This window comes from Rhodanobacter sp. K2T2 (genome assembly GCF_013408815.1).
GTDB lineage: Bacteria > Pseudomonadota > Gammaproteobacteria > Xanthomonadales > Rhodanobacteraceae > Rhodanobacter.
In genome coordinates this window covers 235,188-259,493 of sequence record NZ_JACCCA010000002.1, presented here as the reverse complement: position 1 = coordinate 259,493, position 24,306 = coordinate 235,188, and the positions used below count along the sequence as shown (strand labels likewise).

Below are 24,306 nucleotides of genomic sequence, written 5' to 3'. Positions count from 1 at the left end.
GCGATCGGCCAAAAGACGACGGATGCTGTCACTCCATCATCCGTTACCGGCCGGTTCGAGCACCAGGTTGTGCTGCGTCGGGCCAGGAAGCAGCGGCGTCGGTTTGCCGTTGACCCAGTCTTCGTGGCCGGCGCCGTAAAAAGGCGATAGCGGGTTGTCGCTCTGGCCGCCGGGCATGTCGAGAATGCCCTGGGCTTCGTGGCCCGGCGCCACGTCGAAACGTTCGGAGGCGCCGAAGCCGGGGGCGGCCACCCGCGGCATGTTGTTGTCGCCGGGCAGCGGCTGGTCGGGCATGTCGAGCCGCCGCGCCAGCCATTGGGGCAGCGCGACGGACAGCGGGTGCCGGATGTCGCTGCGATTCCGTTCGCCCCAGGTGCGGGCGGCGAGACCGCCGGGTTGTTGGCCGAGTTCATTGGCGACGTGCGCTGCCGCTGCGATAAGCAGCGCGTGCCAGTCGCGGTACTGCGGATCGAGCAGATTGTCCGGCTGCGTAGTGATCAGATTCCAGACCGCGCCCTCGGCCGCGTTTTCGGCTGGCCAGGCGAAGTCGGGATAGTGTGTCTTTATCCGCGCGACGAAGGGCGCCAGCACCGCTTCGGTGACCTGCGTACGGAAGGCGCGCACGAGGCGATAGTCGACGCTGTCGACGTCGGCACGGTCGCGCCAGCTGGCGGTGAGCTGGCGCAGCATTTGCAGCGAAGGGTCCTGCGTATCGACCAGGGTCTTCTGCAGCAACTGCTGCCAGCGCGTGAGCAGCACGGCGCGGTCGTCCAGCTGCACGTCGAGCAGGTTGTTCAGCGCGAATCGATTCTGCGCGCGCAGGTCGTCGCGGATCTGCTGCGCGCGTGCGCCCAGATCGTGGCCGCCGTTGCCGAGCATCGCCAGGGCATCGCTGCCGACGGTGCGATTGTTGGCCGTCCACAGCCGCGCGTCGGCAGGATCTTCGATGCGCGGATATTGCGACGGTGCGGCCCAGCCCTGCCAGCCGCTGCCGGGCCTGGACCAGTCCGACGGCAGCAGGGGATCGATATTGGCGCGTAGCGGAATGCTGTTGCCGGCCAGCGTCCAGCCGATATGCCCGGTGCTGTCGGCCACCACGAAATTCTGCGGCGGCATGCCGAACTGCGGCGCGAGATCCAACGCGGTGTGTGCGTTGTTGGTCTGTTCCAGCTGCATCAGCCTGACGTTGTAGCCGCGGGGTTGGTCGGCGATCCACGCCAGGGCCAGCGGCGTGCCGTCGACGTCGCTGGCCATGATCGGCCCCCAGCGGGTGTCCTCGACCTTCAGCACGGTGTCGGGCTGGCCTTTGACGTGAATGGGTTCGTCGTGCGCGTCGATGTTGGCCCAGCCTTCGGGCACCTTGTAGCGGGTCGGGTCGGCGTGATCGCGCTGCACGCGGACCCAGTCCAGCCAGTCGCCGTAGCTGTTGGTGAAACCCCAGGCGATCTGGCCGTTGGAGCCGACGATCATGGCCGGCGTGCCGGGCAGGGTGACGCCGTTGATATCGCGTTCGCCGTTGGGCGCGCCGGCATCCGGATAGCGCAGGCGTGCGCGAAACCAGATATTCGGCACGCGCAGGCCCAGATGCATGTCGTTGGCGACCATCGCGGCGCCGGTATCGGTGAGCGAGCCGGCCACGGCGAAGCTGTTGCTGCCCGGGCGCGGTGCGTCGAGCGCCGGCAGCACGGCGGCTGTGAGATGGGCAGGCGTCGCGACGGTGGCAAGATGATTGAGATCGAACACATCGGCGGCTGGAATGGCGGTGCGCGGCGACAGCTGATTGTCGAGCGGTGCTTCCCAGTCGGGATCGGGCGCGAGCAGAAAATCCACCAGTGGACCGGGCAGTACCGCGCGCATCTGCGCCAGCCGCAGTTCGCGCTCGTTGCGGCCGTCGCCGTTCAAATCCAGGTACATCGCGGCGATCACCAGCGCGCTGTCTTCCGAGCGCCACGGCTGCGGCTGGCTTTTCAGCAGCAGGTATTCCCACGGCCGCACGCGCAGGTCGGCGAGGCCGGCGTTGACGCCGTCGCGGTAGCGGTCGAGCTGATGCTTCTGTTCCAGCGGCAGCTGGGCATAGGCGGCCTCGACCACGGAGCGCAGGCGATGGCGGCGATGATTGAGGTCGGTGGGAAGTGCGGCTTGCCCGACCAGCTCGGCCAGCTCGCCGGCGGGCAGGCGGCGCATCAGATCCATCTCGAAGAAGCGCTCCTGCGCATGCACATAACCCAGCGCAAAGCTGACGTCGTCGCGGTCGGCGCCGTCGATGGTGACGGTGCCCAGTGCATCGCGGCCGATGCTTACCTTGGCGCCAAGGCCGGCAAAGGATCGGTTGCCATCCAGCCGCGCGCGGCTGCCGGCCAGCAGCCAGCCGCCGCCGACACCGGCGAGCAGCAGCAGGACGACGATCGCGACCAGCAGGCTGCGCACGATGTGTCTGGGCAGCGACCTCATTGCGCGACAAACACGGCGAAGATGCCTGCGTATGGCTTGACCATGATGTTCGGCGCGCCGGCGTAACCGTCGCCGTCGACGTAGATCTGCGAAATGCTGCCATCCAGGTATAGCGCGTCGCGGCAGCCCAATTCGTCGCGAAATAGACGTCCAAACGTGTGGAAGTTCACCGGCGTTTCGCTCACCGCGAAAACCACTTCGTTGGAGGTTTTGACGCAGACGCCGCTGCGCCACTTCATGCTGTCGGAGGCGTCGATGAACTGCTCGTTGAGCTTGCCGTCGATCAGCAGCATGGGCCCGGACTGGCTGGCCCACTGCACTGGCTGCGCATCGGCCTTGAAGTCGCTGCTGGTGCGCACGGCCGCATGGCCGTCGGGGTAGATCGCGAACACGCCATTGGGCAGCAGCGAAAAATTGCCCGACGCGGGGTTGCCGTGATTGAGATTCAGCGGTACCACCGTCTTGCCGTTTTCCACGTACAGCCCGAGGGGGGCCGACTGCCTGTCGTAAATGCCGGCGTTGGCGGCGAACAGCAGCCGCTGCCCGTGCGCCTCGCCCCACTGGCGCAGTGCTTCGATGCTGCCGAAGGGCTGCGCGGTTTGCGGGTCGCGCCAGTGCAGGCTCAGCTTTTCGCGTTTCAGGTCGATGTGCACGACGCGATAGGTCTGCCCGTCGAACGCCAGTTCGCCGCTGTCGACGGCCTGTGCCGGCGAGGTGCAGCCGAGCAGGTTTGCCAGCAGCAGGGATGACAGTGCCCAGCGCAGCACGGGACGGCAGGCTGGCATTTTGGCAAAAAAAGTCGAGAAAAGAGCGTGCATCCTCCGATGGTCGCCGGCCGGCCGGGTCTGTGCAAGTCTGCCAGCGCGGGTCATTCAGCGCAGGCTGCAGCGTGGCGCCCAGCGAGCCGCTAAACTCGGCGTTTTACCGATGACGCTGCCTATGCCTTACACCCCGATCGTGGCCACGCTGGGCTACGTGCTCTCGCCGGATCGCCGCGAGGTGCTGATGATCCACCGCAACGCGCGGCCGGACGATCAGCATCTGGGCAAATACAACGGCCTCGGCGGGAAAATGGAGGCGGGCGAGGACATCGCCGCCTGCATGCGTCGCGAGATTTTCGAGGAGGCCGGTATCACCTGCGAATCGATGCAGTTACGCGGCACGCTCAACTGGCCGGGCTTCGGCAAGAACGGCGAGGACTGGCTGGGTTTTATTTTTCTGATCGACGGCTATGCCGGTACCGCGTTCGAAAGCAATGCCGAAGGCACGCTGGAATGGGTGGCGCGCGATCGACTGATGTCGCTACCGATGTGGGAGGGCGACCGGCATTTTCTGCCGCTGGTATTCGACGAAGATCCACGGCCGTTCCACGGCGTGATGCCGTATCGCGACGGTCGCATGCAGTCGTGGTCGTTCACCCGGCTGTAAACGTGCCGTCTTGAGGATCCAGCCTGATCAGTAGCCGCGGTAGTTCCCGTAGCGCCCGCCGCTGAAGTGGCTCTGATCCACGCTGATCGAGAAGCTGACGCCGCCGGACGGGTGGTCGCAGTCGCCAAAGGCCTTGGTCACGTTGATTGTGCCGCCTTCGTAGGTACTGGTGCCCATATGGCTGCCGCTGGCAATACCGGTGCTTACAGAGCCGTGAACCTGCGCCTTGTCGTACTTGGAGTCGTCGCAACGCTGGCTGTCGGCCGTGTCGTTGTCGCCCAGACGACCGCTGGTGTCGCCGTAGTAGACGCCGGGTGTGGTGCTGATGGGCGGGTTGTTCGCGGCGGAAACGCTGTTTGCGCTGCCGTTGCGGCCGGCAGTGGCCGCAGCCGACACGTTGGACGGCGCGGGCCTGGATGCCGAGGAGGCGCTGGAGACGGGCGCTGCAGCGGTGCTGCTGGAGGCGGGCAGATTGGCGGGTAGCTTCAGGTTGAGCGGCTGGGTGGACGATTGTGCCCAGGCGGAGCTGGCCAGCAGGCCGATGGCCGAGGCTAGGAATAATGGCTTGACGTTCATACGAGCTCCGGGGGCATGACGGGTACAACGCGCCGGCTGGCTAAACGTGTACACATCTATGTTGGAAAGCGCGGCGCGGCAGGAAGTTCCTGCCGCTGTTCCGTCCGCTGTCGCTTAACCCGTGGTCTCGATCCGCTCGACCCGACGCAGCCCGCGCGGCAATAGGGCGCCACGCGTGGCGCGATTGCCGCCGTACTCGACCAGATCCGACCACTTGAGCGTGAGTTTACGCTGACCGGCGTAAAGGGTGATCTCACCCTTGCCCTCGCCGACCACGGCCACACCGGCCACACGCTCGTCGCCGGAGGTCAGCTTGGCCTTGGGGATTTCGATCAGCTTGTTGCCCTTGCCCTTGTCCAGCTCGGGCAGCTCGGCGACCGAGAACATCAGCAGATGCCCTTCGGTGGTCACCACGACGACGCGATCGCGCGCGGGGTCGGCGCTGATTTGCGGTGCTAGTACCTTGGCCTTGTCGGTCAGGCTGATGATCTGCTTGCCGGCCTTGTTGCGGCCGGTGAGCGATTCGAAGCGGGTGACGAAACCGTAGCCGAAATCGCTGGCGATGATCAGGCGGGTGTCGTTGTCGCCGGCAATCACCGCGTCGAAGCTGGCGCCGCCGGCCGGGCTGAAGCGCCCGGTCAGCGGTTCGCCGTTGCCGCGTGCCGACGGCAGCGTGTGCGCCGGCGTGGAATAGCTGCGGCCGGTGGAGTCGATAAACGCCACCTGCTGCGTGGTGCGTGCCTTGACGAAGGCCAGCAGGCCGTCACCGTCGCGATAGTTCAAGCCCTCGGCATCGATGTCGTGGCCCTTGGCGGCACGCGCCCAGCCTTTCTGGCTCAGCACCACCGTGACCGGTTCGCTGACCACCAGCGCGCTTTCGTCCAGCGCCTGGGCGGCGCCGCGCTGTACCAGCGGCGAGCGGCGGTCGTCGCCGAACTTGGCGGCGTCGGCGCGCAGCTCGTCCTTGATCAGGCTCTTGAGTTTGGCTGGGGACTTCAGCAGCACGTTGATTTTGGCGCGCTCCTCTTCGAGCTGGTCGCGCTCGGCGGTGATCTTCATCTCCTCGAGCCGGGCCAGCTGGCGCAGGCGGGTTTCGAGAATGTAGTCGGTCTGCTCCTCGCTGAGCTTGAAGCGCGCCATCAGCACGTCTTTGGGCTCGTCCTCGGTGCGCACGATGCGTATCACTTCATCGAGGTTGAGGTAGGCGATGCGCAGGCCTTCCAGCAGGTGCAGGCGGCGCTCGACCTTGGCCAGCCGATGCTCGAGCCGGCGCGTGACCGTACTGGTGCGGAACACCAGCCACTCGCTGAGGATGCGCTTGAGGTCCTTGACCTGCGGACGACCGTCCAGGCCGATCATGTTGAGATTGACGCGGAAGCTCTTTTCCAGATCGGTGGTGGCGAACAGGTGCTGCATCATCTCGTCGGCATCGACGCGATTGGAGCGTGGCACGATCACCAAGCGTGTCGGGTTTTCATGATCGGACTCGTCGCGCAGATCCTCGATCATCGGCAGCTTTTTGGCGCGCATCTGTGCGGCGATCTGCTCGAGGATCTTCGACGGGCTGACCTGGTGCGGCAGCGCGGTGATGACGACGTTGCCCTCCTCGCGCTGGTACACCGCGCGGGCGCGCACCGAGCCGCCGCCGGTCTGGTACATCGTCAGCAGGTCGGCGCGCGGGGTGATGATCTCCGCCTCGGTCGGGTAGTCCGGGCCGCGCACGTGCTCGAACAGGTCGGCCACGGTGGCGTCCGGGTCGTCCAGCAGGCGGATGCAGGCGCTGGCCAGCTCGCGCAGATTGTGCGGCGGGATGTCGGTGGCCATGCCCACGGCAATGCCCATCGAGCCGTTGAGCAGCACGTGCGGCACGCGCGAGGGGAGCCAGCTGGGTTCCTCCATGGTGCCGTCGAAGTTCGGGACCCAGTCGACCGTACCCTGGCCCAGTTCGCCCAGCAGCGCCTCGGCAATCGGGCTCAGGCGCGATTCGGTATAGCGCATCGCGGCGAAGCTTTTCGGATCGTCCGGCGAGCCGAAGTTGCCCTGGCCGTCGACCAGCGGATAGCGATACGAGAACGGCTGGGCCATCAACACCATCGCTTCGTAGCAGGAGCTGTCGCCGTGCGGATGGAATTTACCGATCACGTCGCCGATGGTGCGCGCGGATTTCTTCGGCTTGGCGGTGGCCGCCAGGCCGAGCTCGCTCATCGCGTAGATGATGCGCCGCTGTACCGGTTTCAGGCCGTCGCCGACGAAGGGCAGGGCGCGGTCCAGCACCACGTACATGGAATAGTCGAGGTAGGCCCGCTCGGCGTATTCCTTGAGGGGGATCTGTTCGTAATTGGCTTGCAGGTTCATGTGATGCCATCAATCAGTGGCGCGCGAATGGCGCGATCAGCCGGACGATGGTGCCAGAAAGTGGGGGTGGGCGGGTAACGGATCACTCGTCGATGCCGTTCCTTTCGAGAGGAAATTTCAGTTTCAGGCCTAGCTCATGGCGGAGGGCGACGTCGGCATCGCAATAGGTCTGCTTGCTCTGGAACTGATCCACCTGCGAGAAATACAGGGCCGGGAACCCCGGCGACTCGTCTCGATTGCTTACCAGTCGATAGACCGAAAAAGTGACGAGTCTCTTGTCGACGTACGTTTTGCCGAAATCCCGGTCCGCGACGATCACGGTGAGCGGTGCCCGCTTCTCCCCGCGCTTTCGTAGCACAACCCAGTCGCGGAGCCTGCAATCGGCTCCTTGCACGGTCTCCAGCGAGTCTTTCTCCTTGAGCTCTCCCGAGAAGAATGGAATGACGCTCCATACGGGCTTGTCGGAGTTTATCGAGGGGTTTTCGGCGCTGGTTTCCCGATGATAGAAGGTGACGTGTTCAAAACTGTGTGCGTTGTAATTTTCACGATGCGCCTGAAACACCAGCCCACTACTGTCGTCGCCCTCGATATCGATCGCGTTGAGGCCGTTGTTGATCTCTATCAACTGCATTTTTTCGACGTCGCGCGCAGGGTGGGGCGGCTCCGAAGCGGAAATCGATGCGGCGAGCAGGCTGCTGAAGGCCACGCAGCGGCATAGGAGCAGCCGGCCCGTCGACATTTCTCTACTCACGCTCGGTGGTAATGCCCAGCGACTTCAGCTGCACCTGCACGCTGTCCGGGCCGGCCAGATGGGCGGCGCCGACGGCAACGAATACGGTGCCGGGGTGCTGCAGCAGCGCCGCGATTTTCGTGGCCCAGGCTTTGTTGCGATCGACGATCAGCGTCTTGTAAAGATCGGGCGATTCCTTGCGCACGTCGTCGTCTTCGAAGTGGGCGATGGCATCGGTGTCGCCGTTTTTCCAAGCGGTTACCAGGCCGGTCAGTTCGCTGCTGTCCTTGTCGACGTCGTGCAGCGTGTCGCGCAGAAAATCCAGCTGCAGCGGCTGCGGCAGGTTGGCCAGAAAGCCGATCTGCTGCTCGGAAGTTTCCAGTCCGTTGACCGGCTTGCCGGCCTTGATCATCTCGGCCTGCAGCAGCTTGTCCACGCCGTGCGCCGGATCGAGGCCGGCCTTGATCAGCGGCGCGACGGTGAGCGTGAGCGCGGCCAGCCACGGCCGCATGATGTTCAGGGTCTGTTCCCCGCCGGGTATATCGGCGGTCTGCGCGGCTTTCGCCAGGGTGGCGTTTTCGGCTGCGGTCAGCTGATCCGACAGAGGGTGCGACGGGTCGATGCCGTACTGCATCACCAGCGCCTGCATATGCGCCTGATCGTCGTCGGTCAGCTCGATAGTGAGCGAGTCGCTGGCGGCCAGCGCCTTATCCAGCGCGGGGTAGTGCCAGTCGGTATCGGTCGGCAGCAGGTGCACGGTGCCGAAAAGATAGACTGTGGCCTGCGCGCTTTTCACTTCCCACAGCACCGGCCGCGCAAAAGCCGGAATGCTGAAAAGCGTCGTGACAAGGGCGGTGAGCAGGCGGGCTGAAAGGGTAATCTTCATGCCTGCAGTGTCGTTGCAAGCAGTGGGCGAACTCAATCCCCTGATGGCGAGAACTTCGGGATCTGTCGAGGCCAGCGCCACGCGTGCCAGACGACCAGCGTGGTGAGCATCACCTCGACGACGCCGAAGAAAATATAAAACGTCCAGGCGCCGGGCATCGTAGCGAGCATGATGAGCGTATAGAGCGTACCCATGGCGAGATTGGCCCAGCGACTCACGGCGGGCTTCAACGCCAGCGACAGGAACACCATCACGCCAGGTATGGCCAGCATGATGCTGGTTCCAAGCAGCACGCCCTGCGTCGTTGGACCGAGCGGCACCATCTTTCCCGCCAGCATGCCTTGCAGCTGTCCCGGTACGTAAAGGCCGAAATAGTCGCCGTATACGTAGCAGAACATCACGGCCGTCCACAGTGCGGAGAGCTTCACTTTTACCGGCACCTGAAAATCTTCCAGTGTGCCGCTGCCTGCGCGACGATTCATGCGCTTCTCCGTTGTTGGCTCGTGACCGGATAGATCTGCTGGCGTGCTCGCTGCTTGGTGCCGATGATGATCAGCCACAGGCAGATACCGATTTCTCCGACGCTCGCCGGGATCAGGATGAAATCGGCGAGCGTGGTTTTGCCGTAGCCGGGCAGCAGAAGGCTTGCGCAGAAGTCGATGAGGTAGCCGACGCCGCCCAGTATCAGCAATGCACCGAGAGTCCGTGGAAGAAAGGTCGAGCGGAAGACCAGATAACCGAATGGCAGCAGCCATAGCCCCGAGAAAATTTCAGAGACGAGCATGCCGTTGCGGTAGGCCAGGAGATGCATCATCACGGCCGCATTCAACTGCTCGCCGGAGAGTATCTGCGACATCGCACCGCCGCCGAGCAGCGACAGGACATCCAGCTTGTGCATCACATTGATGATCGAGATCGGCACGCTCACGGCAACCAGTACCACCATCATTACCGCGGCGTTTCTGTTCACCGAATGCAGCAGTCGGTAAAGGGCAAAGGGCAGCAGCAGGAACGCCAGCACCATGAGCAACTCGCTCAGCGCGCCCCAGCGAAACAGCGATGCCGAGGCAGTGATGTGGGCGGCCGTAGTCTGCGCATCGGTATGCGTGTCGATATGCGAGGGCACATAGACCAGGCTGAACATGCCGGCTATCACAACAATCAGGTACAGCAGGCCCGCGGCCCGCGCGATGCGCTTGTCTGATGCCACGTCCGCCTCCTCCCTGTCCCGATGACGACACGAGGTTAGGTGATTGAGTGCACGCCCGGATGTGCCTCAAGTCACGCGCACAGTCTTTCAGCGCGGTACCCGATAGCCACCGACCACCCCGTGCGGGCTCAGCGTGAGTTGCCACAGCTGATCGCGGCGGCTGCGGAATACCGCGGCGGATACGGCCAGGTAATAGCGCCACATGCGGCGGAAGCGTTCGTCGTAGCTGGTCGGCAGGGTGGGCCACGCGACTTCGATATTGTCGCGCCAGGCCGTCAGTGTGCGGTCGTAATCGGTGCCGAAGTTGTGCCAGTCCTCGACGACGAAAAGATCCTCCAGCGCGGCGCTGACTTCGCTGGCGGCCGGAATCATCGAATTGGGAAAAATGTATTTTTCGATCCACGGATCGGTTTGTGCCGGCGCGCCGTTGCTGCCGATGGTGTGCAGCAACGACAGGCCATCGTCTTTCAGGCAGCGGCGCACGGTCTCGAAGTAGGTGCGGTAGTTTCGGCGGCCGACGTGTTCGAACATGCCGATCGAGTACACCGCGTCGTAGCGTTCGTCGACCTGGCGGTAGTCCTGCAGGCGAATCTCCACCGGCAGGCCGGCACACAGCTGGCGCGCGTACTCGGCCTGTTCCTGCGAAATGGTGACGCCGACGCCAGCGACGCCGTAATGCTCCGCGGCGTACTTCAGTGCCTCACCCCAGCCGCAGCCGATGTCGAGTACGCATTGGCCTGGCTTGAGCTGCAGCTTGCGGCAGATCAGGTCGAGCTTGGCGGCCTGCGCGTCATCGAGATTGTCGCTGGCCGCCCAGTAGCCGCAGGAGTAGACCATCCGCTTGCCCAGCATGGCGTGGAACAGATCGTTGCCGAGGTCGTAGTGCACCTTGCCGACCTCGAACGCGCGCTCGCCGCGCTGCAGATTGAGGAAGCGTGCCTTCAGATGTGCCAGCAGGGTGTCGAGTGTCTTGAGTTCCTGATCCAGCCCGGCCGTCAGCAGGCGGGTGCAGAGCGCCGGCAGATCATCGGCATCCCACCAGCCGTCCATGTACGACTCGCCCAGTCCCAGCGATCCGTGCGCGAACACGCGGGCGTAGAGACGTTCGTCGTGGACGCGCAGATCGGTGGGGCGATTGCCGTTGAGCCGGATATCGGCCAGTTCGAGCAGGGCGCTGGCGCGTTCTTTGAGGGTGTCCTGACTCATGCGTTCCTCAATGGAGTCTGGGTGTGGTGGTGGAGGTTACGGCAAGACAATGGGCGTGCTGTCGAGCCGCTTATGTGTTGCCGAGCATGGCAAAGCTTGCAGGTGATCGCGCATAGACCGCGTCGACACCGGCCTCGCTGACCAACTGCACCAGGGCGTCGGCCTGTGCCTCGCCGAGCAGAAATTCGACTTTCACCGGCAGGTCGTCGGCCAGTTCGAAAAACTGCTCCTCGTGCAGTACGCCGTTGCGGCCGAAGCCGGCGATGGCGCGGAAGACCGAGCCGCCGCCCAGGTTGTTTTGCCTGGCCTGTTCCAGCAGCCATTCGGTCAGCAGCATGCCGCGGTGTCTGGTGTGCGCGTGGCAGTAGAAGTAAAGGTGTACGCCTTGCTGCAACGGCTTCGGGTTCATGGTGGCGATCTCCGGGGTCAATGACGCAGCAGGCTGCGGGTGAGCGTGAGGCCCAGCACGGTCATGCTCAGCGAACCGATCAGGTGTACTGCGATGTGGGTGCCGAACCAGAAATACTGCTGGCGCAGCAGCAGCGTCGTGGCTTCGGCCGAAAAGGTGGAAAAGGTGGTCAGGCCGCCCAGAAATCCGGTCATCACGAACAGCCGCACGGCGATTGGCAGCGCCTGGAATTGATCGAGTACGCCCAGCATGCAGCCCATGATCAGGGCGCCGATAAGATTCGCCGCCAGCGTGCCGGGCGGCAAGGTGGGGAATAGCTGATTGAGAAAGCTGCCCAGAACCCAGCGCAGCCAGCAGCCGAGGGCGCCGCCCACGCCGACTGCAACAAATCCGGTGAACCCCATGACGCGTCTCCTGACAAAAAAGCCAAAGTGTCCGGTTGCTGCGATCACAGGCACGCCTGCGCCGCCGGAAACCGGTGGTGCAGGCATCATCAACCTCGTCGCTGCCCTTGTTCGCCAAGGATCGGGCGTGAGGTGGTTCGTTCTGCCGCTGCCCGAGGCGGACCAGAACGGGAGGTATGCCATCTCCCGGGATCGATGCCTTGATCCGTTCCTTATCCTAGTCGATTTGGGCAGCGCCTCGTCAAGCGAGTTGGCCGCCAGGGCTCGATATACTGGGCGCTGCTTTCCCTGCGCGCGGCCCCTTTCGCCATGAACTCTACCCATCGCACCGTGCGACGTAGCCTGCCGTGGCTGCTTGCCGCGCTGTCGATGATCGGCCCATTCTCGATCGACGCGGTGTTTCCGGCCTTTCCGCTGATCGGCGCGCATTTCCGGGTGAATGATGCAGCGCTGCAGCAGCTGATCAGCGTGTATCTGGTCATGTACGCGTCGATGAGCCTGTTTCACGGCGCCATTTCCGACGCGATCGGCCGCAAGCCGGTGATCGCTACCGGCATGCTGGTGTATGCGTTCGCCTCGGCCGGCGCGGCGATGTCCACATCGTTTCCCATGCTGCTGGCCTGTCGCGGCCTGCAGGGCATGTGCGCCGGCGCGGGACTGGTGGTGGGACGCGCGCTCATCCGTGACAGCCTCGAAGGCGCCGACGCGCAGCGGCTGATGTCGCGGGTGATGATGATTTTCGGCGTGGCGCCGGTGATCGCGCCGATGATCGGCGCCCTGCTGCTGACTTTCGACGGCTGGCATGGCATCTTCTGGGTGCTGACCGTGTTTACGGCGCTGCTGTCGCTGGCGCTGTTGCTGCTGCTGGAAGAGACCCATCCGCCCTCGCGGCGCACGTCGTTTTCGCCCAAGACGTTGCTGGCCGGCTACGCCTCCTTCAGCCGCGATCGCGCGTTCTGGCCGCTGCTGATTTCCAGTTCGGTCAATTTCGCCGCGCTGTTTCTGTACATTTCGTCGGCGCCGCGCATCGTGCGCGAGCTGCTGCATCTTTCGGCGGCGGGATTCCCCTGGCTGTTCATGCCGGTGGTCTTCGGGCTGGTCGGTGGCGCCTGGCTGTCGGGGCGCATGGCCGAACGGCGCAGCGCGCGTTTTACGGTCAACCTGGGCTATGCCGCGATGCTGTCGGCGTGCGCATTGCATCTCACGTTTGCGCTGGTGTTCCCTGCGCCAAAACTGCCGTGGTCGATGCTGCCACTGACCCTGGAAGGCATCGGCGTGCAGCTGGCGTTTCCGACCCTGACCCTGCTGTTGCTGGACCGCTTTTCGAGCCAGCGCGGCGGCATTTCGTCGGTGCAGGCCTTTGCCAGCCTGATACTTTGCAGCGTTGTAGCCGGCGTGCTCTCGCCGATGCTCTCCGGCAGCATGCTGCCGCTGGCCTTGGGGGCATCGACGCTGAGCGTCGCCGGCATGCTGTCGTGGTGGTGGTATGGAAGCATCAGCAGACGTTTGGCCGGACCGCCGCTGGCGACCGCGGACGCCAGCGTCACCCTGCAGGCGGAAATCGCCGAGCCGATGTAAGCGACCGGCGCGCGGGGCGGAAGTCCGGCCCTACGTCCGGCACAATGGCGAACGTCAGAGCGTCGGCGACGTGTCGTGCAGCATCGCCTCGCGTACGATGGCGATCGGCGCGAAACCCTGCTGCATGAAGCGGTCGTGGAACTGCTGCAGGTTGAAGTTCTTGCCTTCTTTGGCGGCTACATCCTGGCGCAGCTTCAGGATCTGCAGCTTGCCCAGGGTGTAGTAGAGATACGTCGGATCGGAGGTACCGCGCTTGGTTTCCACTTCGCCGACGGCGCGCGACTGGTAGCCCTGCTTGACGAAGAAATCGACCGCCTGATCCATCGTCATCTGGCCGGTATGCAGCTTGATGCCGACGACGAAGCGGGCGTTGCGCAGCAGCGCATCCTGCAACTGGCCCAGGCGCAACAGCAGCTGCTGACGCTTGTCGTTCGGATAGACATACGCGGCCAGGCCTTCATCGAGCATCATCTGTTCGCAGTAATGTGCCCAGCCTTCCACGTTGGTGGTGGCGCCCAGCAGCTTGCGCGTGCGGTCGTCCAACTTGTGCATCCACAGAAACTGGATGTAGTGGCCCGGATAGGCCTCGTGCGTGGCGACGGCAGAGATCACCGGATAGCTGAACTGCGCCATGAACTCCTTCGTACGCTGCGCGCTCCAGTCGGGCTCGGGCAGGGTGACGTTGAAATAGGCTTCCTTGGCCACGGTTTCGTACGGTCCGGGCGTGTCCATCGAGGCGAAGGTCGTCGCGCGCATGAAGGGCGGGGTTTCCTCCACGATCGGGCGCACGTCGGAGGGAATGGTGATGATCTGCTTGAGCTCGATAAAGCCGATCAGCTTGTCGAACGTGCCGCGGAAAGTATCGAGGATCTTGTCCGCGGCCGGATAGTCCGAGCCCAGCTCGGCCAGCACCTGCTGCGGCGTCTTGCTGGGGTCGAGCTGCTTGGCGACGTCGGCGAACGCCTGCTGGTTCTGTTTCATATTGGCCATGTCGATGGCGAGTAGCTGATCCAACGGGATGTCGACCATCTCGTCGTACTTGAGCTTGTCGCGGAACGCCGCAGCGCCAATGCGGAAGTCGCCGTGCGAGCGTGGCAGCAAGTCGGTCTTCAGCCAGCTTTGATAATCCTGCAGCGACTGGATCACTGCGGCATTGCTGTCGGCGAACTGTTTTTTCAGCGCCGAGTCGCTGACGTCGGTGAAGGCCGATGGCACGTCTTTCTGGAAGAACTGCACCAGGCCGGGCAACTGCTGCAGCGCGATCTGGGTGTAGATCGGCGGCGGGTTGTCCAGATTTTTTCGCGCTTCGGCGAGTACCGCCGGCATCAGCTTTTCACGCGCCACCAGATCGCGCAGGCGCGTCTGCGGTGACGCGAACTTGCGCTCCATCAGGGTAAAGGCGCTATTGGTGATGCCGCTGGAATAGACGTCCGGATTTTTCTGCCACGGTTTTATCGTTCGCAGCGTCAGCAGGGTGCTGCGGATATTGTTCAACACCAGCTCGCGGTCGCCGCGCACGCGCTCGCCGAGTTTCGAGGCGTCCACCGCAGCCACTTTCGCCTGCCACTGCTGCAGCGTTTTGATATTGGCGTCGACGCCAGCGCGCGAATAATCCTCCAGCTTGGTGTCGAAGTCGTGCAGGCCGTCTGCGGTGGCCATGGTCGGGTTGGTGGGAAAGTAGTAACTATCGAAATAGCTGTCGGACAGACGAGTGAACGCCTGGTCGGCGGCCGCCGAGGACAATGCCGCGGCGGGCGTGGTCTGCGCTGCCGCGACGCTATTTCCAAAGGCCGCGACGGCAAGCGCGCCGACGAGCGCGTACGAAAGTCTGTTCATCATTTCTTTCCCCGGACAAATGCGCTAATCAGCGCAGTGACAAAATCAGCGTCCAACATTAGCAGCTCGCGGGTCGCCTTTTGTATTCCGACGGTTGCCGAGGCTGTTGCTCAGCAGGGTAGGCCGCGTTCGGCGAGAAAATCGCGCGCGTTGCCCGCATCGTGTTCGAACCACGCGCGCGTCGAGCCCAGCCGGAATGAGTAGCCCCATGCATCCATATCGGCCATCAGTCGTTCACGCCCGACGCCGGGCAGGCGGTCGGCCAGCACGATCTGCAGATAGCAGGTGGCGTCTTCTTCCTCGATCGAATCGGTGGCGTCGGTATGGACGTCTGGACGTCTTTCGGGAGGTAAGACGATCAGATGTCCCGCTTCGTGCAGCAGCGAGTGCACTGGCGTGTCGTCGCGGGCATAGACCGTGGTGCCGATGATGCCGGCTTCCTCGTCGCCCCAGAAGCTGCCGGGGATCGGCGTGCCGTCGGCCACGCGTTCAAGCGTCAGGCCAAAGCTGGCGAGCAGGGCCGCGGGCGCGTCGAAGCCAAGCTGACCCAGCCGCAGTACAGTATTGGCCGGATCGCCTTCGATCAGCTGGCCCGTCGACGGGCTGGCATGAATTTGAGGATGCATGAGGTTTTTCAGATCAGACCGCTGGCCGGATATCCGCGCTCCGGCAACGCGTGGGTTCAGCCGGCCGCCGTGTCGCTCTTCGCCGGCGCCTTGCCGTCCGGCAACGCCACGGAAAGCTCGAGAATTTCGTGGCCGCTGTCCTGCTCCAGCTTGATGCTGATCGCCTCGATATCGACGTGGACGTATTTCTTGATCACCTCGAGCAGCTCGCTACGCATCATCGGCAGATAGTCGGGCGCACCGCGGTTGGAGCGTTCCTGCGCCACGATGATGCGCAGACGTTCGCGGGCCACGTTGGCGGTGGGTTCGCCCTTGCGCTTCAGGAAATCCAGAATGCCCATCGTGATCAACCTCCGAATACGCGCTGGAGAAAGCCTTTCTTCGGCACGTCGATAAAGCGCAGCGGCCGCTCTTCGCCAAGGATGCGCGCTACCGTGTCGCTATAGGCCTGGCCGGCCAGCGAGTTGGAGTCCACGATCACCGGAATGCCGTTGTTCGACGCGGTCAGCACGTTTTCCGATTCCGGAATCACGCCGACCACGCTGATGCCGAGAATCTCCTCCACGTCCTTGACGCTGAGCATCTCGCCGATGGCGACGCGGGCCGGGTTGTAGCGGGTCAGCAGCAGGTGCTGGGTCACCGGCTTTTCGCCGCGCTCGGCACGACGCGTCTTGCTGGCGAGCAGGCCGAGGATACGGTCGGAGTCGCGCACCGAGGATACTTCCGGGTTGACCACCACCACCGCGTGATCGGCGAAATACATCGCCAGATGCGCGCCCTTTTCGATGCCTGCCGGGGAGTCGCACACGACGTAGTCGAAGCCGTCTTCGGACAGGCCTTCGAGCACCTTCTCGACGCCTTCCTGGGTCAGCGCGTCCTTGTCGCGGGTCTGGCTGGCGGCCAGCACGAACAGGTTTTCGTGGCGCTTGTCCTTGATCAGCGACTGCTTGAGCGTGGCTTCGCCGTGCACGACGTTGACGAAGTCGTACACCACGCGCCGCTCGCAGCCCATGATCAGGTCGAGGTTGCGCAGGCCGACGTCGAAGTCGATGACGGCGACTTTCTTGCCCGCCATGGCCAGGCCGGTGGCGAGGGAGGCGCTGGTGGTCGTCTTGCCGACGCCGCCTTTGCCGGAAGTGACGACGATAATCTCAGCAGTCAATGGCTCATCTCCGGAATATTTTTATAGTTTGTTGTTGGCGTTAGTTTGCGGTCGGGGCATCGCACCCGGTTTGTCACAGTTTGGCGATCAGCAGCTTTTCACCGTCGAGCCAGCATTGCACGGACTGGCCCTTGAGGTCGTCAGGAATTTGTTCAAAGACCCGATATTGCCCGGCAATCGCCACCAGCTCGGCACGAAAGTCCGAGATGTAGATGCGTGCTTTCTCGTCGCCCTGCGCGCCGGCCATGGCGCGGCCGCGCAGACTGCCGTAGATGTGGATATGGCCGTCGGCGATGACCTCGGCGCCGTTGGCGACCGCACCGGTGACGATCAGGTCGCGGTCGCGCGCGTAAATCTGCTGGCCGGAGCGTACCGCGCCCAGGTGATGCTGGGCGCCGATCGACGTGCCGGCGGCCGACGCCGACAGAATCGGCTCGCGCAGATCCGGTTCGGCCGGGGCGGACTCTCGCGATTTCGCCTTGCCGCTGGGTGCCGGCTCGTCAGCCGGCGCCGGGCTGCCTGCGGCCGGTTCGTAGGCTGCGCGAAATTTGGCGATCAGTGGCAGGCCCATGCGTTTGGCCAGCGCTTCGGTCTCGCTGGTGCCGTAAGCCAGGCCGACCGGCAGCATGCCGGCAGTGCGCACGGCTTCGAGCAGGGCGTCGACAGCGCCGTCGTCGGGCAGATTGAGCAGGTGGCTGAGGTCAAGGACCACGGCGGCGCGCGCGAACATCGCCGGCGCGGCCCGAACTCGGCGCTCCAGCTCCTCGCACAGGGCAGCCGCATCGACGCGGCGCACGCGCACGCAGGCTATGCCGACCTGACCGAAACGCAGGTCGCAGGCGTCGGACGTTTCCGCTTTGGCGTTCATCAGCGGGGCTCTCCGGACGATGATTTGGCAAGGTGTGAAAGATCGATGGGGGACATCAGGCGCGGGCTTTCGGCCAGCCACGGCACGTCGGGCAGGCCGCCGTGGTCGAGCCAGGTTTCGCGCACATAGGTGTAACTGGGCAGGTCCTTGGCCAGCAAGCTGACCTGCGGACCGTCCTCGCCCATGCGCTGCTGGCCGACTTCCTGAAAACCGTAGGTGCCGTGGAACAGCACGACCACGTCGTCGCGCGGCTCCAGAAACACTTCGCAGGTCATCAGCGGCACGCGCACTTCGGCGTAGCTGTTGACGTCGGAATAGAAGATGCGGCCCAGGCCGTGGCGACGGTAGGCGTTGGCGATGACGATGCGGTCGATATAGACGAACTGCGGGTAATGCGCGGCGAACCAGCGGTAGTTGGTGCTTTCGTAATCACCGCCTTCGCGCAGGGCGATAACGAAGCCAGCCAGGTTGCCGTCGATCTCCGCCACGCGGAAATATTCGGCGTGATCGTGGAAGTAGCGCAGGCGGCTGGCGTCCAGGGCGAGGATGGAGCGACCGGCGGTGTTGTTGAGTGCCAGTACGGCGTCCAGATCGTGCTCGTGCACGTCGCGGATGGCAAGAGCCATGCGTTGCTCCGCAATGATGGGGTCGATAACGAGGTCGGTTCCGCGCCTCGTGCAAGCCGCCATTATGGCATGCGGATGCGGGCCTTACATCCCGCGCCGCGGCAGCGATCCGGCAAGGGGGGCGCTTCTCGCGTCGTGATGCGGTGATATTTTACGTGCTCGGGCATGACTTTTTGCGCATTGCGCAAAACCGCATCACGTCCAATGATGCCGGCATGCGCTGGCCTCTTTTCAACCACACCCGACTGCTTCGCTACGCGGGTTTTTTTACCTATCTGTCGGTGGGTACGCCGCTGATCACGAACTGGGCGACCGAGCGGCTGAATCAGCTGCAGCGGCCGAATTTTGCGCTGCTGCTGTGGACACTGTGCTATCTCGTCTTCGGGCTGATGTACTGGCTGCTCACCAGCAACCTCGGCTCGCGTCGGCATCCCGTGCTGAAACTGCTCGGCCTGACCCTGATGACGGCGGTGGCGGTGGCGGTGGGCTGGTACAGCCACAGCGGCCTGTCGGCGATGCTGATGGTGGTGGCCTCGCTGGTGCTGCCCTGGCTGCTGCCGTTCTGGCTGGGCGTGTCCTGGCTGGTGCTGCAGCAGCTGAGCCTGGTGGCGATCTTCGTCACCTTTCCCGAATACGACCACAGCATCGCGCTGAGCCTGCTGCAGGCGAGCATCTATTTAGGTATTTCGGTCTTGGTGTTCGTCACTTCCACCGTGGCCAGCCAGCAGGCGGAGCAGCGCGACGTGCAGCGGCGGCTCAATTCCGAGCTGCGCGCCACCCGCGCGCTGCTGGCCGAATCCAGCCGCATCGCCGAGCGCATGCGCATCGCCCGCGACCTGCACGATCTTATCGGGCACCACCTCACCGCGCTGAGCCTGAATCTGGAAGTGGCCAGCCACCTCAGCAACGAGGCGGCCGGTGCGCATGTACGCAAGGCGCAGAGCACGGCCAAGCATCTGCTGGCCGACGTGCGCGAGGCGGTCAGCGAGCTGCGCCAGGACGATGCCATCGATCTGACCCAGGCGCTGCGCAGCCTCACCGACGGCGTGCCGGGCCTGAGTATCCACGTCGCCATGCCGCCGCGTTTCAGCATGGAAGACCCCCGGCGCGCGCAGGTGCTGCTGCGCTGTGCCCAGGAAATCATCACCAATGCCGCCAAGCACGCCGCCGCGCGCAACCTGTGGCTCAATTTTGCCTACGCCGATGCTAGCTTGCTCGGGCTGCATGCGCGCGACGACGGTCGTGGCGCCGAGCAGATCGAGCCGGGCAACGGCCTTTCGGGCATGCGCGAGAGGCTGGCCGAATTCGGCGGCAGTCTGACTCTGGAAACCGGCATGAGCCAGGGTTTCGCGCTGACCATACGGCTGCCGCTGGGCGAGCACAGCGCGCTGGCGCACGCGCCGACCCGCTTCGAGCAGCCGGCGTTGAGCGTGTCGTGACCGCCGGCCTCGGTGGTCGTGCAAGAATGGGTACTGTCGGCTGGGGCAGGGTCGCCGCACGCGTTGCGTCTATCGAGCATCGGTCCACTCGTTGTATGGCGGGCTGCGTTCGCCGAGCTCATGACTGTCTGAAACGTTTGTCCGAGGATTCGCGATGATTTCCGTTTGTCTCGTCGACGACCAGAATCTGGTGCGCCAAGGCGTGCGTTCGCTGCTCGATCTTTCCGAAGATATTCGGGTGATTGCCGAGTGCGCCGACGGCGCCCAGGCGGTAGTGGATATTCCGCGTATCAAGCCCGACGTGGTACTGCTGGATCTGCGTATGCCCAATATGAGCGGGCTCGAGGTGCTGCAGGCGCTGTCGGCGCGTAACGAGCTGCCGCCCACGATCATCCTGACCACCTTCGACGACGATCAGCTGGTGCTGCAGGGGCTCAAGGCCGGCGCGCGCGGTTATCTGCTGAAGGATGTGTCGCTGGAACAACTGGTCGAGGCGGTGCGCACGGTGGCCGGCGGCGGCTCGCTGGTGGCGCCGATGGTGACGCAGCGGCTGATGGCCGGCGTGTCGCGCATGCATAACCAGTTCACCAGCCTGGAGCAGCCCGATCCGCTGACCGAGCGCGAGACCGAGATTCTGCGCCTGCTGTCCGGTGGCTACAGCAACAAGGAAATCGCCAACTCGCTGAAAGTGGCCGAAGGCACGGTCAAGAACCACGTCTCCAACATCCTTTCAAAGCTGGGCGTGCGCGACCGCACCCGCGCGGTGCTGAAGGCGCTGGAACTGGGCATCGTCTAAGAGCCTGTTCAAAGTCTCCACGTAGCTCGCGCCGGGAGCTGTTTGCCCGCCATCCGGCGTCATGACTCGGTCGTGGACGGACGTCCACTCCCTCGTTCTTCCTTGGCCTGCGTGCAAACAGCTCCCGGCGCGGGCTACGCGGAGACGTTTGAACAGGCTCTAAGTTTTTGCGTCGGCGAACAGCTCCGCTTTTGACCGGGATTTTGTTGCGACGCGACGAAATTTGCGCTGGGTCGACGAGGTGGGCACGGGCGCTGCAGCTGGGTTTGCGCGTTTCGTCGAGCCCGGGAAAACGTCGTGGCGTTCAAGCGCGCGAGCAAGTAACATCCGTAAGCTCGGCATGTGCCGGACCTCGTCGTCACTGTGGCCCAACGGGTGCTACAGCCGGCAACCCCTCTTTAGTTAGGTATGGCGTAGAGACGCTCGGAGAACTCTGGAATGATGCGCGCCCTTGAATTTCTTGTAGCCCTGGTCATCGTCGCCGTACTCGGTGTGCTGGCTGCGGTGGTCATGCCAGGCAGTGGTCATATCGACCGCTCGCTGGTTATCGGCAAGGACATGCGTCAGGTCTACGACGTGCTCGACAACTTCCACCGCTTCCCGGATTACTCGGTGCTGCACACCTACGATCCGCAGATGGAGTTCAAGTTCTCCGGCAAGGCCTATGGCCCCGGTTCGGAAGTCAGCTGGGAGAGCGCCGATCCGAAAGTCGGCAACGGCGGCCTGACCATTGCCAGTGCCACCCCGAACTTCGACAAGATCGACAGCAACACCAAGGACGCGTCCATTGTCTGGAACGTCGACAACAGCTGGCGCGGTCTGGACAAGCACTTCACCCTCGATCTGCACCGCCAGGGCAACCGTGGCCAGCTGACCGACGTGAAGTGGTCGTACGACGTGAAGTACGGTTGGAACCTGATCAACCGCATGGCCAACCTCTACATCCACGGCGATCCCGACTCGTTCATCCAGTTCAGTCTGAACAACCTGCAGAACGTGCTGGCGGCGGTGCCGAACATCGACTACAGCAAGCTGATTCCGTTCATTGCGCAGACCCAACAGGCGCCTGTGCTGCTCGTTTCCACCCAGATTGCCCGCAAGGACGGTCTGGACGGCCTGGATGACGCCACCAAGAAGGCCATCGGCCAGATTCAGGCCGCGGCCAAGAAGCTCGGCGTCAACGTCACCGGCCCGCGCGTGCTGATCACCACCAACTACGGCGATGAGACATTTACCTTCGACATTGCGATGGCGATCGACTCCAGTACGCTGACCGTCGCCGGCCAGAGCCAGCAGCTCACCGCCGCCACGACACCTTCGCTGGACGCGCCGGCCGCATCGAGCACGGCCGCGGCGCCGGCTACGGACAACGCCGCTCCCGGCAGCCGCGACCGCTTCGGTCGCCTCGTGATCGACGGCAACGTGCGCGCCGAACTGGCGTTCGGCGGCTCCGCGCTGAAGGGCGTGTGGAACGGCACCTTCGCTGGCGTGCCGCAGGTGCGCGACATGCTGAAGGCGTACGCGCAGACCCACGGCTACAAGTTCGACGACGTCGTCAATCGTTCGTACGACATCCTGGTCACGCCTGAAGTGAAGGACGCCGGCGGTAACGTCACCACCTATGCCAAGTACGAGGTCTACCTGCCGGTGACCAACGCGCCGCAGCAGACGCCGGAGCAGGAAGCCGGCATGCAGCCGCCGTCGCCGGATAGCGACTCCCCGGCTGCCGCCGCTCCGGCTGCTGCCGGCACCGCCGCCGCTCCCGCGCAGGCAGCCAGCGTCGGCAAGTAAGGCCGCCGCGGTCGATCATCGAAAGGCTCTTCCGCTCAGGGAGAGCCTTTTGTTTTTATCGACGGGCCTATCGGGGATTGGCTGGCCGCCGGCAACGCGGTCCGATGCTGAGGCCTCTTACGCCACATGGCCGTGGCCATGATTGAATCCGGCGGCGTTGAAGCGGCTCATGGCGCGCCGCTGATCGTTATCACGGGCATGCGATGATTCGCTTAGCACCTCTTTTTTCGCGGATATGATCGAAACCGACCAGCTCACCCGATGCTATGGCCACTTGACCGCCGTCGATGCGCTGAGCATTCGCGTCGAGCCCGGCCAGGTGCTGGGCCTGCTCGGTCCCAATGGCGCCGGCAAGTCCACCGCCATGCGCATGATTGCCGGCTTCCTGATTCCCACCTCGGGCATCGCCCGCGTGTGCGGCTACGACGTGGCTCGCGAGCCGCTGAAGGCCAAGCGCGCGCTCGGCTATCTGCCCGAAGGTGCGCCAAGCTATGGCGAAATGACGGTGCGCGAGTTCCTGCAGTTCATCGTGCGCATGCGCGGACTGAAGGCGGATGCCGCGTACCGACGGTTTGACGAGGTAGTGCAGCGGCTGCAGTTGGAGGACGTACTCGGGCTGTGCATCGATACGTTGTCCAAAGGCCTGCGGCGGCGCGTGGGTCTGGCCCAGGCGATCCTGCACGATCCGCCGGTGCTGATGCTGGACGAGCCCACCGACGGCCTCGACCCGAATCAGAAGCATGCGGTGCGTCAGCTGATCGACACGATGGCGCGCGAGCGCACGATTCTGATTTCCACGCATCTGCTGGAAGAAGTGCATGCGCTGTGCAATCGCGTGGTGATCATCGCCCGCGGCAAGCTGCTGGCTGACGCCACGCCGGCTGAGCTGGAGCAGCGCTCGCGCTATCACGGCGCGGTGTCGTTCAGTGCACCGGGCAGCGGCATGTCGCAGGAAATGCTTGGCCGCCTGCCGCAGGTGGCCTCGATCGAGGTCGATCCGCTGGATGGGCGCATCACGGTGTTTCCCAAAGTCGGCGAACGCATTCTGGAGCCGGTGGAAAGGCTGCTGCGCGAGCAGGGTCTGGAGGTGTCGGAGATCCAGCTGGAGCGTGGCCGCCTGGATGAAGTGTTCCGTCAGATCACCACGCAGGAAACCGACGGCGCACGCGACGCGGTAGCCGGAGTGAACGCATGAGTCCGATCACCGCCGTGATGCGGCGCGAGCTGCGCAGCTATTTCGTCACGCCCGTAGCGTACGTGTTTCTGGTGATTTTTCTGGTGCTGGCGGGCACGCTCACCTTCTACGCCGGCGACTTCTACGAGCGCGAACAGGCCGATCTGCAGCCGTTCTTTGTGATGCATCCGTGGCTATACCTGATCCTGGTACCGGCGATCACCATGCGCATGTGGGCGGAGGAAGCCAAGGGCGGCACGCTGGAGCTGTTGCTGACCCTGCCGTTGACATTGTGGCAGGCCATGCTGGGCAAGTTTCTGGCGGCGTGGCTATTTATCGGGCTGGCGCTGGGGCTGACTTTTCCGATCTGGATCACCGTCGATTATCTGGGCGCCCCCGACAACGGCGTGATCGCCGCCGGCTATCTGGGCAGCTGGCTGATGGCTGGTACCTTCATTGCCATCGGCGCCTGCCTGTCGGCGCTGACGCGCAGCCAGGTGGTGGCGTTCATCCTCACCGCGCTGGTCTGCGTACTGTTGATACTGGCCGGGCAGCCGCAGGTGCTGGACTTTTTTCAGGGCGCGCTGCCGCGCAAGCTGGTGCACGCCATCGCGCATCTGAGCATGCTGCAGCATTTCGATGCGATCTCGCGCGGCGTGCTCGATGTGCGCGACCTGCTGTATTTCCTGATCAGCATGATCGGCTGGCTGATCGCCGGCGTGCTGCTGCTCGACCTGAAGCGGACGCGCTGAGCC

At 64.1% G+C, this 24,306-nt stretch carries 24 protein-coding genes and 1 riboswitch; of the genes, 7 read left to right on the top strand and 17 right to left on the bottom strand.

Annotated features, from left to right (window positions below):
• Positions 1-36 precede the first annotated feature (36 nt).
• Both HDE78_RS04600 and HDE78_RS04595 read right to left on the bottom strand, forming a co-directional pair.
• Positions 37-2,451 carry a penicillin acylase family protein gene (locus HDE78_RS04600; RefSeq protein WP_179477349.1) on the bottom strand — a complete coding sequence of 805 codons (2,415 nt, stop codon included), beginning with the start codon at positions 2,449-2,451 and terminating at the stop codon, positions 37-39.
• The gene (locus tag HDE78_RS04595; protein ID WP_345776027.1) at positions 2,448-3,218 is read right to left on the bottom strand and encodes a phosphodiester glycosidase family protein; all 771 of its coding nucleotides are present in this window, start codon (positions 3,216-3,218) and stop codon (positions 2,448-2,450) included. The genes HDE78_RS04600 and HDE78_RS04595 overlap by 4 nt, the downstream gene beginning before the upstream one ends.
• Positions 3,219-3,390: 172 nt before the next feature.
• On the opposite strand from HDE78_RS04595, the gene HDE78_RS04590 reads away from it, so the two are divergent.
• Positions 3,391-3,879 (top strand): 8-oxo-dGTP diphosphatase, encoded by a 489-nt coding sequence (locus HDE78_RS04590; RefSeq protein WP_179477565.1) that lies wholly within the window; start codon positions 3,391-3,393, stop codon positions 3,877-3,879.
• Between the two features lie 27 nt (positions 3,880-3,906).
• On the opposite strand, the gene HDE78_RS04585 is transcribed toward HDE78_RS04590, so the two are convergent.
• From HDE78_RS04585 to crcB, 9 genes are all read right to left on the bottom strand, one after another.
• A complete protein-coding gene (locus HDE78_RS04585; protein ID WP_179477347.1) occupies positions 3,907-4,455 on the bottom strand; it encodes a hypothetical protein in 549 nt (182 codons plus the stop codon).
• 114 nt (positions 4,456-4,569) lie between these two features.
• Entirely contained in the window at positions 4,570-6,810 is a 2,241-nt protein-coding gene (gene parC, locus HDE78_RS04580) for a DNA topoisomerase IV subunit A (RefSeq protein ID WP_179477346.1), read from the bottom strand.
• 82 nt (positions 6,811-6,892) lie between these two features.
• A complete protein-coding gene (locus tag HDE78_RS04575; protein WP_179477345.1) occupies positions 6,893-7,549 on the bottom strand; it encodes a hypothetical protein in 657 nt (218 codons plus the stop codon).
• Between the two features lie 4 nt (positions 7,550-7,553).
• Positions 7,554-8,426, bottom strand: coding sequence for a TraB/GumN family protein (locus tag HDE78_RS04570; RefSeq protein WP_179477344.1), 873 nt, complete (start codon positions 8,424-8,426; stop codon positions 7,554-7,556).
• A gap of 32 nt (positions 8,427-8,458) precedes the next feature.
• Complete coding sequence (locus HDE78_RS04565; protein ID WP_179477343.1) at positions 8,459-8,908, bottom strand: DUF6326 family protein; 450 nt, start codon at positions 8,906-8,908, stop codon at positions 8,459-8,461.
• The gene (locus HDE78_RS04560; RefSeq protein WP_218862030.1) at positions 8,905-9,636 is read right to left on the bottom strand and encodes a DUF4386 domain-containing protein; all 732 of its coding nucleotides are present in this window, start codon (positions 9,634-9,636) and stop codon (positions 8,905-8,907) included. The genes HDE78_RS04565 and HDE78_RS04560 overlap by 4 nt, the downstream gene beginning before the upstream one ends.
• Before the next feature lie 87 nt (positions 9,637-9,723).
• Positions 9,724-10,842: a cyclopropane fatty acyl phospholipid synthase gene (gene cfa, locus HDE78_RS04555; protein ID WP_179477342.1), complete on the bottom strand. Its 1,119-nt coding sequence runs from the start codon at positions 10,840-10,842 to the stop codon at positions 9,724-9,726.
• 70 nt (positions 10,843-10,912) lie between these two features.
• Positions 10,913-11,251 carry a DUF190 domain-containing protein gene (locus tag HDE78_RS04550; RefSeq protein ID WP_179477341.1) on the bottom strand — a complete coding sequence of 113 codons (339 nt, stop codon included), beginning with the start codon at positions 11,249-11,251 and terminating at the stop codon, positions 10,913-10,915.
• Positions 11,252-11,268: 17 nt separating this feature from the next.
• Complete coding sequence (gene crcB / locus HDE78_RS04545; RefSeq protein WP_179477340.1) at positions 11,269-11,655, bottom strand: fluoride efflux transporter CrcB; 387 nt, start codon at positions 11,653-11,655, stop codon at positions 11,269-11,271.
• Positions 11,656-11,728: 73 nt separating this feature from the next.
• Positions 11,729-11,851, bottom strand: a riboswitch (Fluoride riboswitch).
• 113 nt (positions 11,852-11,964) lie between these two features.
• Here crcB and HDE78_RS04540 point away from each other — a divergent pair.
• Positions 11,965-13,233 (top strand): multidrug effflux MFS transporter, encoded by a 1,269-nt coding sequence (locus HDE78_RS04540; RefSeq protein WP_179477339.1) that lies wholly within the window; start codon positions 11,965-11,967, stop codon positions 13,231-13,233.
• 54 nt (positions 13,234-13,287) lie between these two features.
• Here HDE78_RS04540 and HDE78_RS04535 read toward each other — a convergent pair whose 3' ends face one another.
• The 6 genes from HDE78_RS04535 to HDE78_RS04510 all read right to left on the bottom strand — a co-directional run bounded on the left by HDE78_RS04535 (position 13,288) and on the right by HDE78_RS04510 (position 18,351).
• On the bottom strand, positions 13,288-15,069 hold the full coding sequence (locus HDE78_RS04535; protein ID WP_218862029.1) for a DUF885 domain-containing protein: 1,782 nt from the start codon (positions 15,067-15,069) through the stop codon (positions 13,288-13,290).
• A 110-nt stretch (positions 15,070-15,179) separates the two neighbouring features.
• Positions 15,180-15,695, bottom strand: coding sequence for a hypothetical protein (locus tag HDE78_RS04530; RefSeq protein ID WP_255457626.1), 516 nt, complete (start codon positions 15,693-15,695; stop codon positions 15,180-15,182).
• Between the two features lie 56 nt (positions 15,696-15,751).
• Entirely contained in the window at positions 15,752-16,036 is a 285-nt protein-coding gene (gene minE, locus HDE78_RS04525; RefSeq protein WP_179477337.1) for a cell division topological specificity factor MinE, read from the bottom strand.
• A gap of 5 nt (positions 16,037-16,041) precedes the next feature.
• The gene (gene minD, locus HDE78_RS04520) at positions 16,042-16,857 is read right to left on the bottom strand and encodes a septum site-determining protein MinD (protein WP_179477336.1); all 816 of its coding nucleotides are present in this window, start codon (positions 16,855-16,857) and stop codon (positions 16,042-16,044) included.
• 73 nt (positions 16,858-16,930) lie between these two features.
• Positions 16,931-17,725, bottom strand: coding sequence for a septum site-determining protein MinC (gene minC / locus HDE78_RS04515; protein ID WP_179477335.1), 795 nt, complete (start codon positions 17,723-17,725; stop codon positions 16,931-16,933).
• Positions 17,725-18,351: a GNAT family N-acetyltransferase gene (locus tag HDE78_RS04510; RefSeq protein WP_179477334.1), complete on the bottom strand. Its 627-nt coding sequence runs from the start codon at positions 18,349-18,351 to the stop codon at positions 17,725-17,727. The genes minC and HDE78_RS04510 overlap by 1 nt, the downstream gene beginning before the upstream one ends.
• A 215-nt stretch (positions 18,352-18,566) precedes the next feature.
• On the opposite strand from HDE78_RS04510, the gene HDE78_RS04505 reads away from it, so the two are divergent.
• The 5 genes from HDE78_RS04505 to HDE78_RS04485 all read left to right on the top strand — a co-directional run bounded on the left by HDE78_RS04505 (position 18,567) and on the right by HDE78_RS04485 (position 24,303).
• Positions 18,567-19,790 carry a sensor histidine kinase gene (locus HDE78_RS04505; protein ID WP_179477333.1) on the top strand — a complete coding sequence of 408 codons (1,224 nt, stop codon included), beginning with the start codon at positions 18,567-18,569 and terminating at the stop codon, positions 19,788-19,790.
• Positions 19,791-19,944: 154 nt separating this feature from the next.
• Complete coding sequence (locus HDE78_RS04500; protein ID WP_179477332.1) at positions 19,945-20,586, top strand: response regulator transcription factor; 642 nt, start codon at positions 19,945-19,947, stop codon at positions 20,584-20,586.
• Between the two features lie 438 nt (positions 20,587-21,024).
• Entirely contained in the window at positions 21,025-22,377 is a 1,353-nt protein-coding gene (locus HDE78_RS04495; protein ID WP_179477331.1) for a polyketide cyclase, read from the top strand.
• Between the two features lie 235 nt (positions 22,378-22,612).
• The gene (locus tag HDE78_RS04490; protein ID WP_179477330.1) at positions 22,613-23,572 is read left to right on the top strand and encodes an ABC transporter ATP-binding protein; all 960 of its coding nucleotides are present in this window, start codon (positions 22,613-22,615) and stop codon (positions 23,570-23,572) included.
• Positions 23,569-24,303 carry an ABC transporter permease subunit gene (locus HDE78_RS04485; RefSeq protein ID WP_179477329.1) on the top strand — a complete coding sequence of 245 codons (735 nt, stop codon included), beginning with the start codon at positions 23,569-23,571 and terminating at the stop codon, positions 24,301-24,303. Before HDE78_RS04490 ends, HDE78_RS04485 begins: the two co-directional genes overlap by 4 nt.
• Positions 24,304-24,306: the final 3 nt, after the last annotated feature.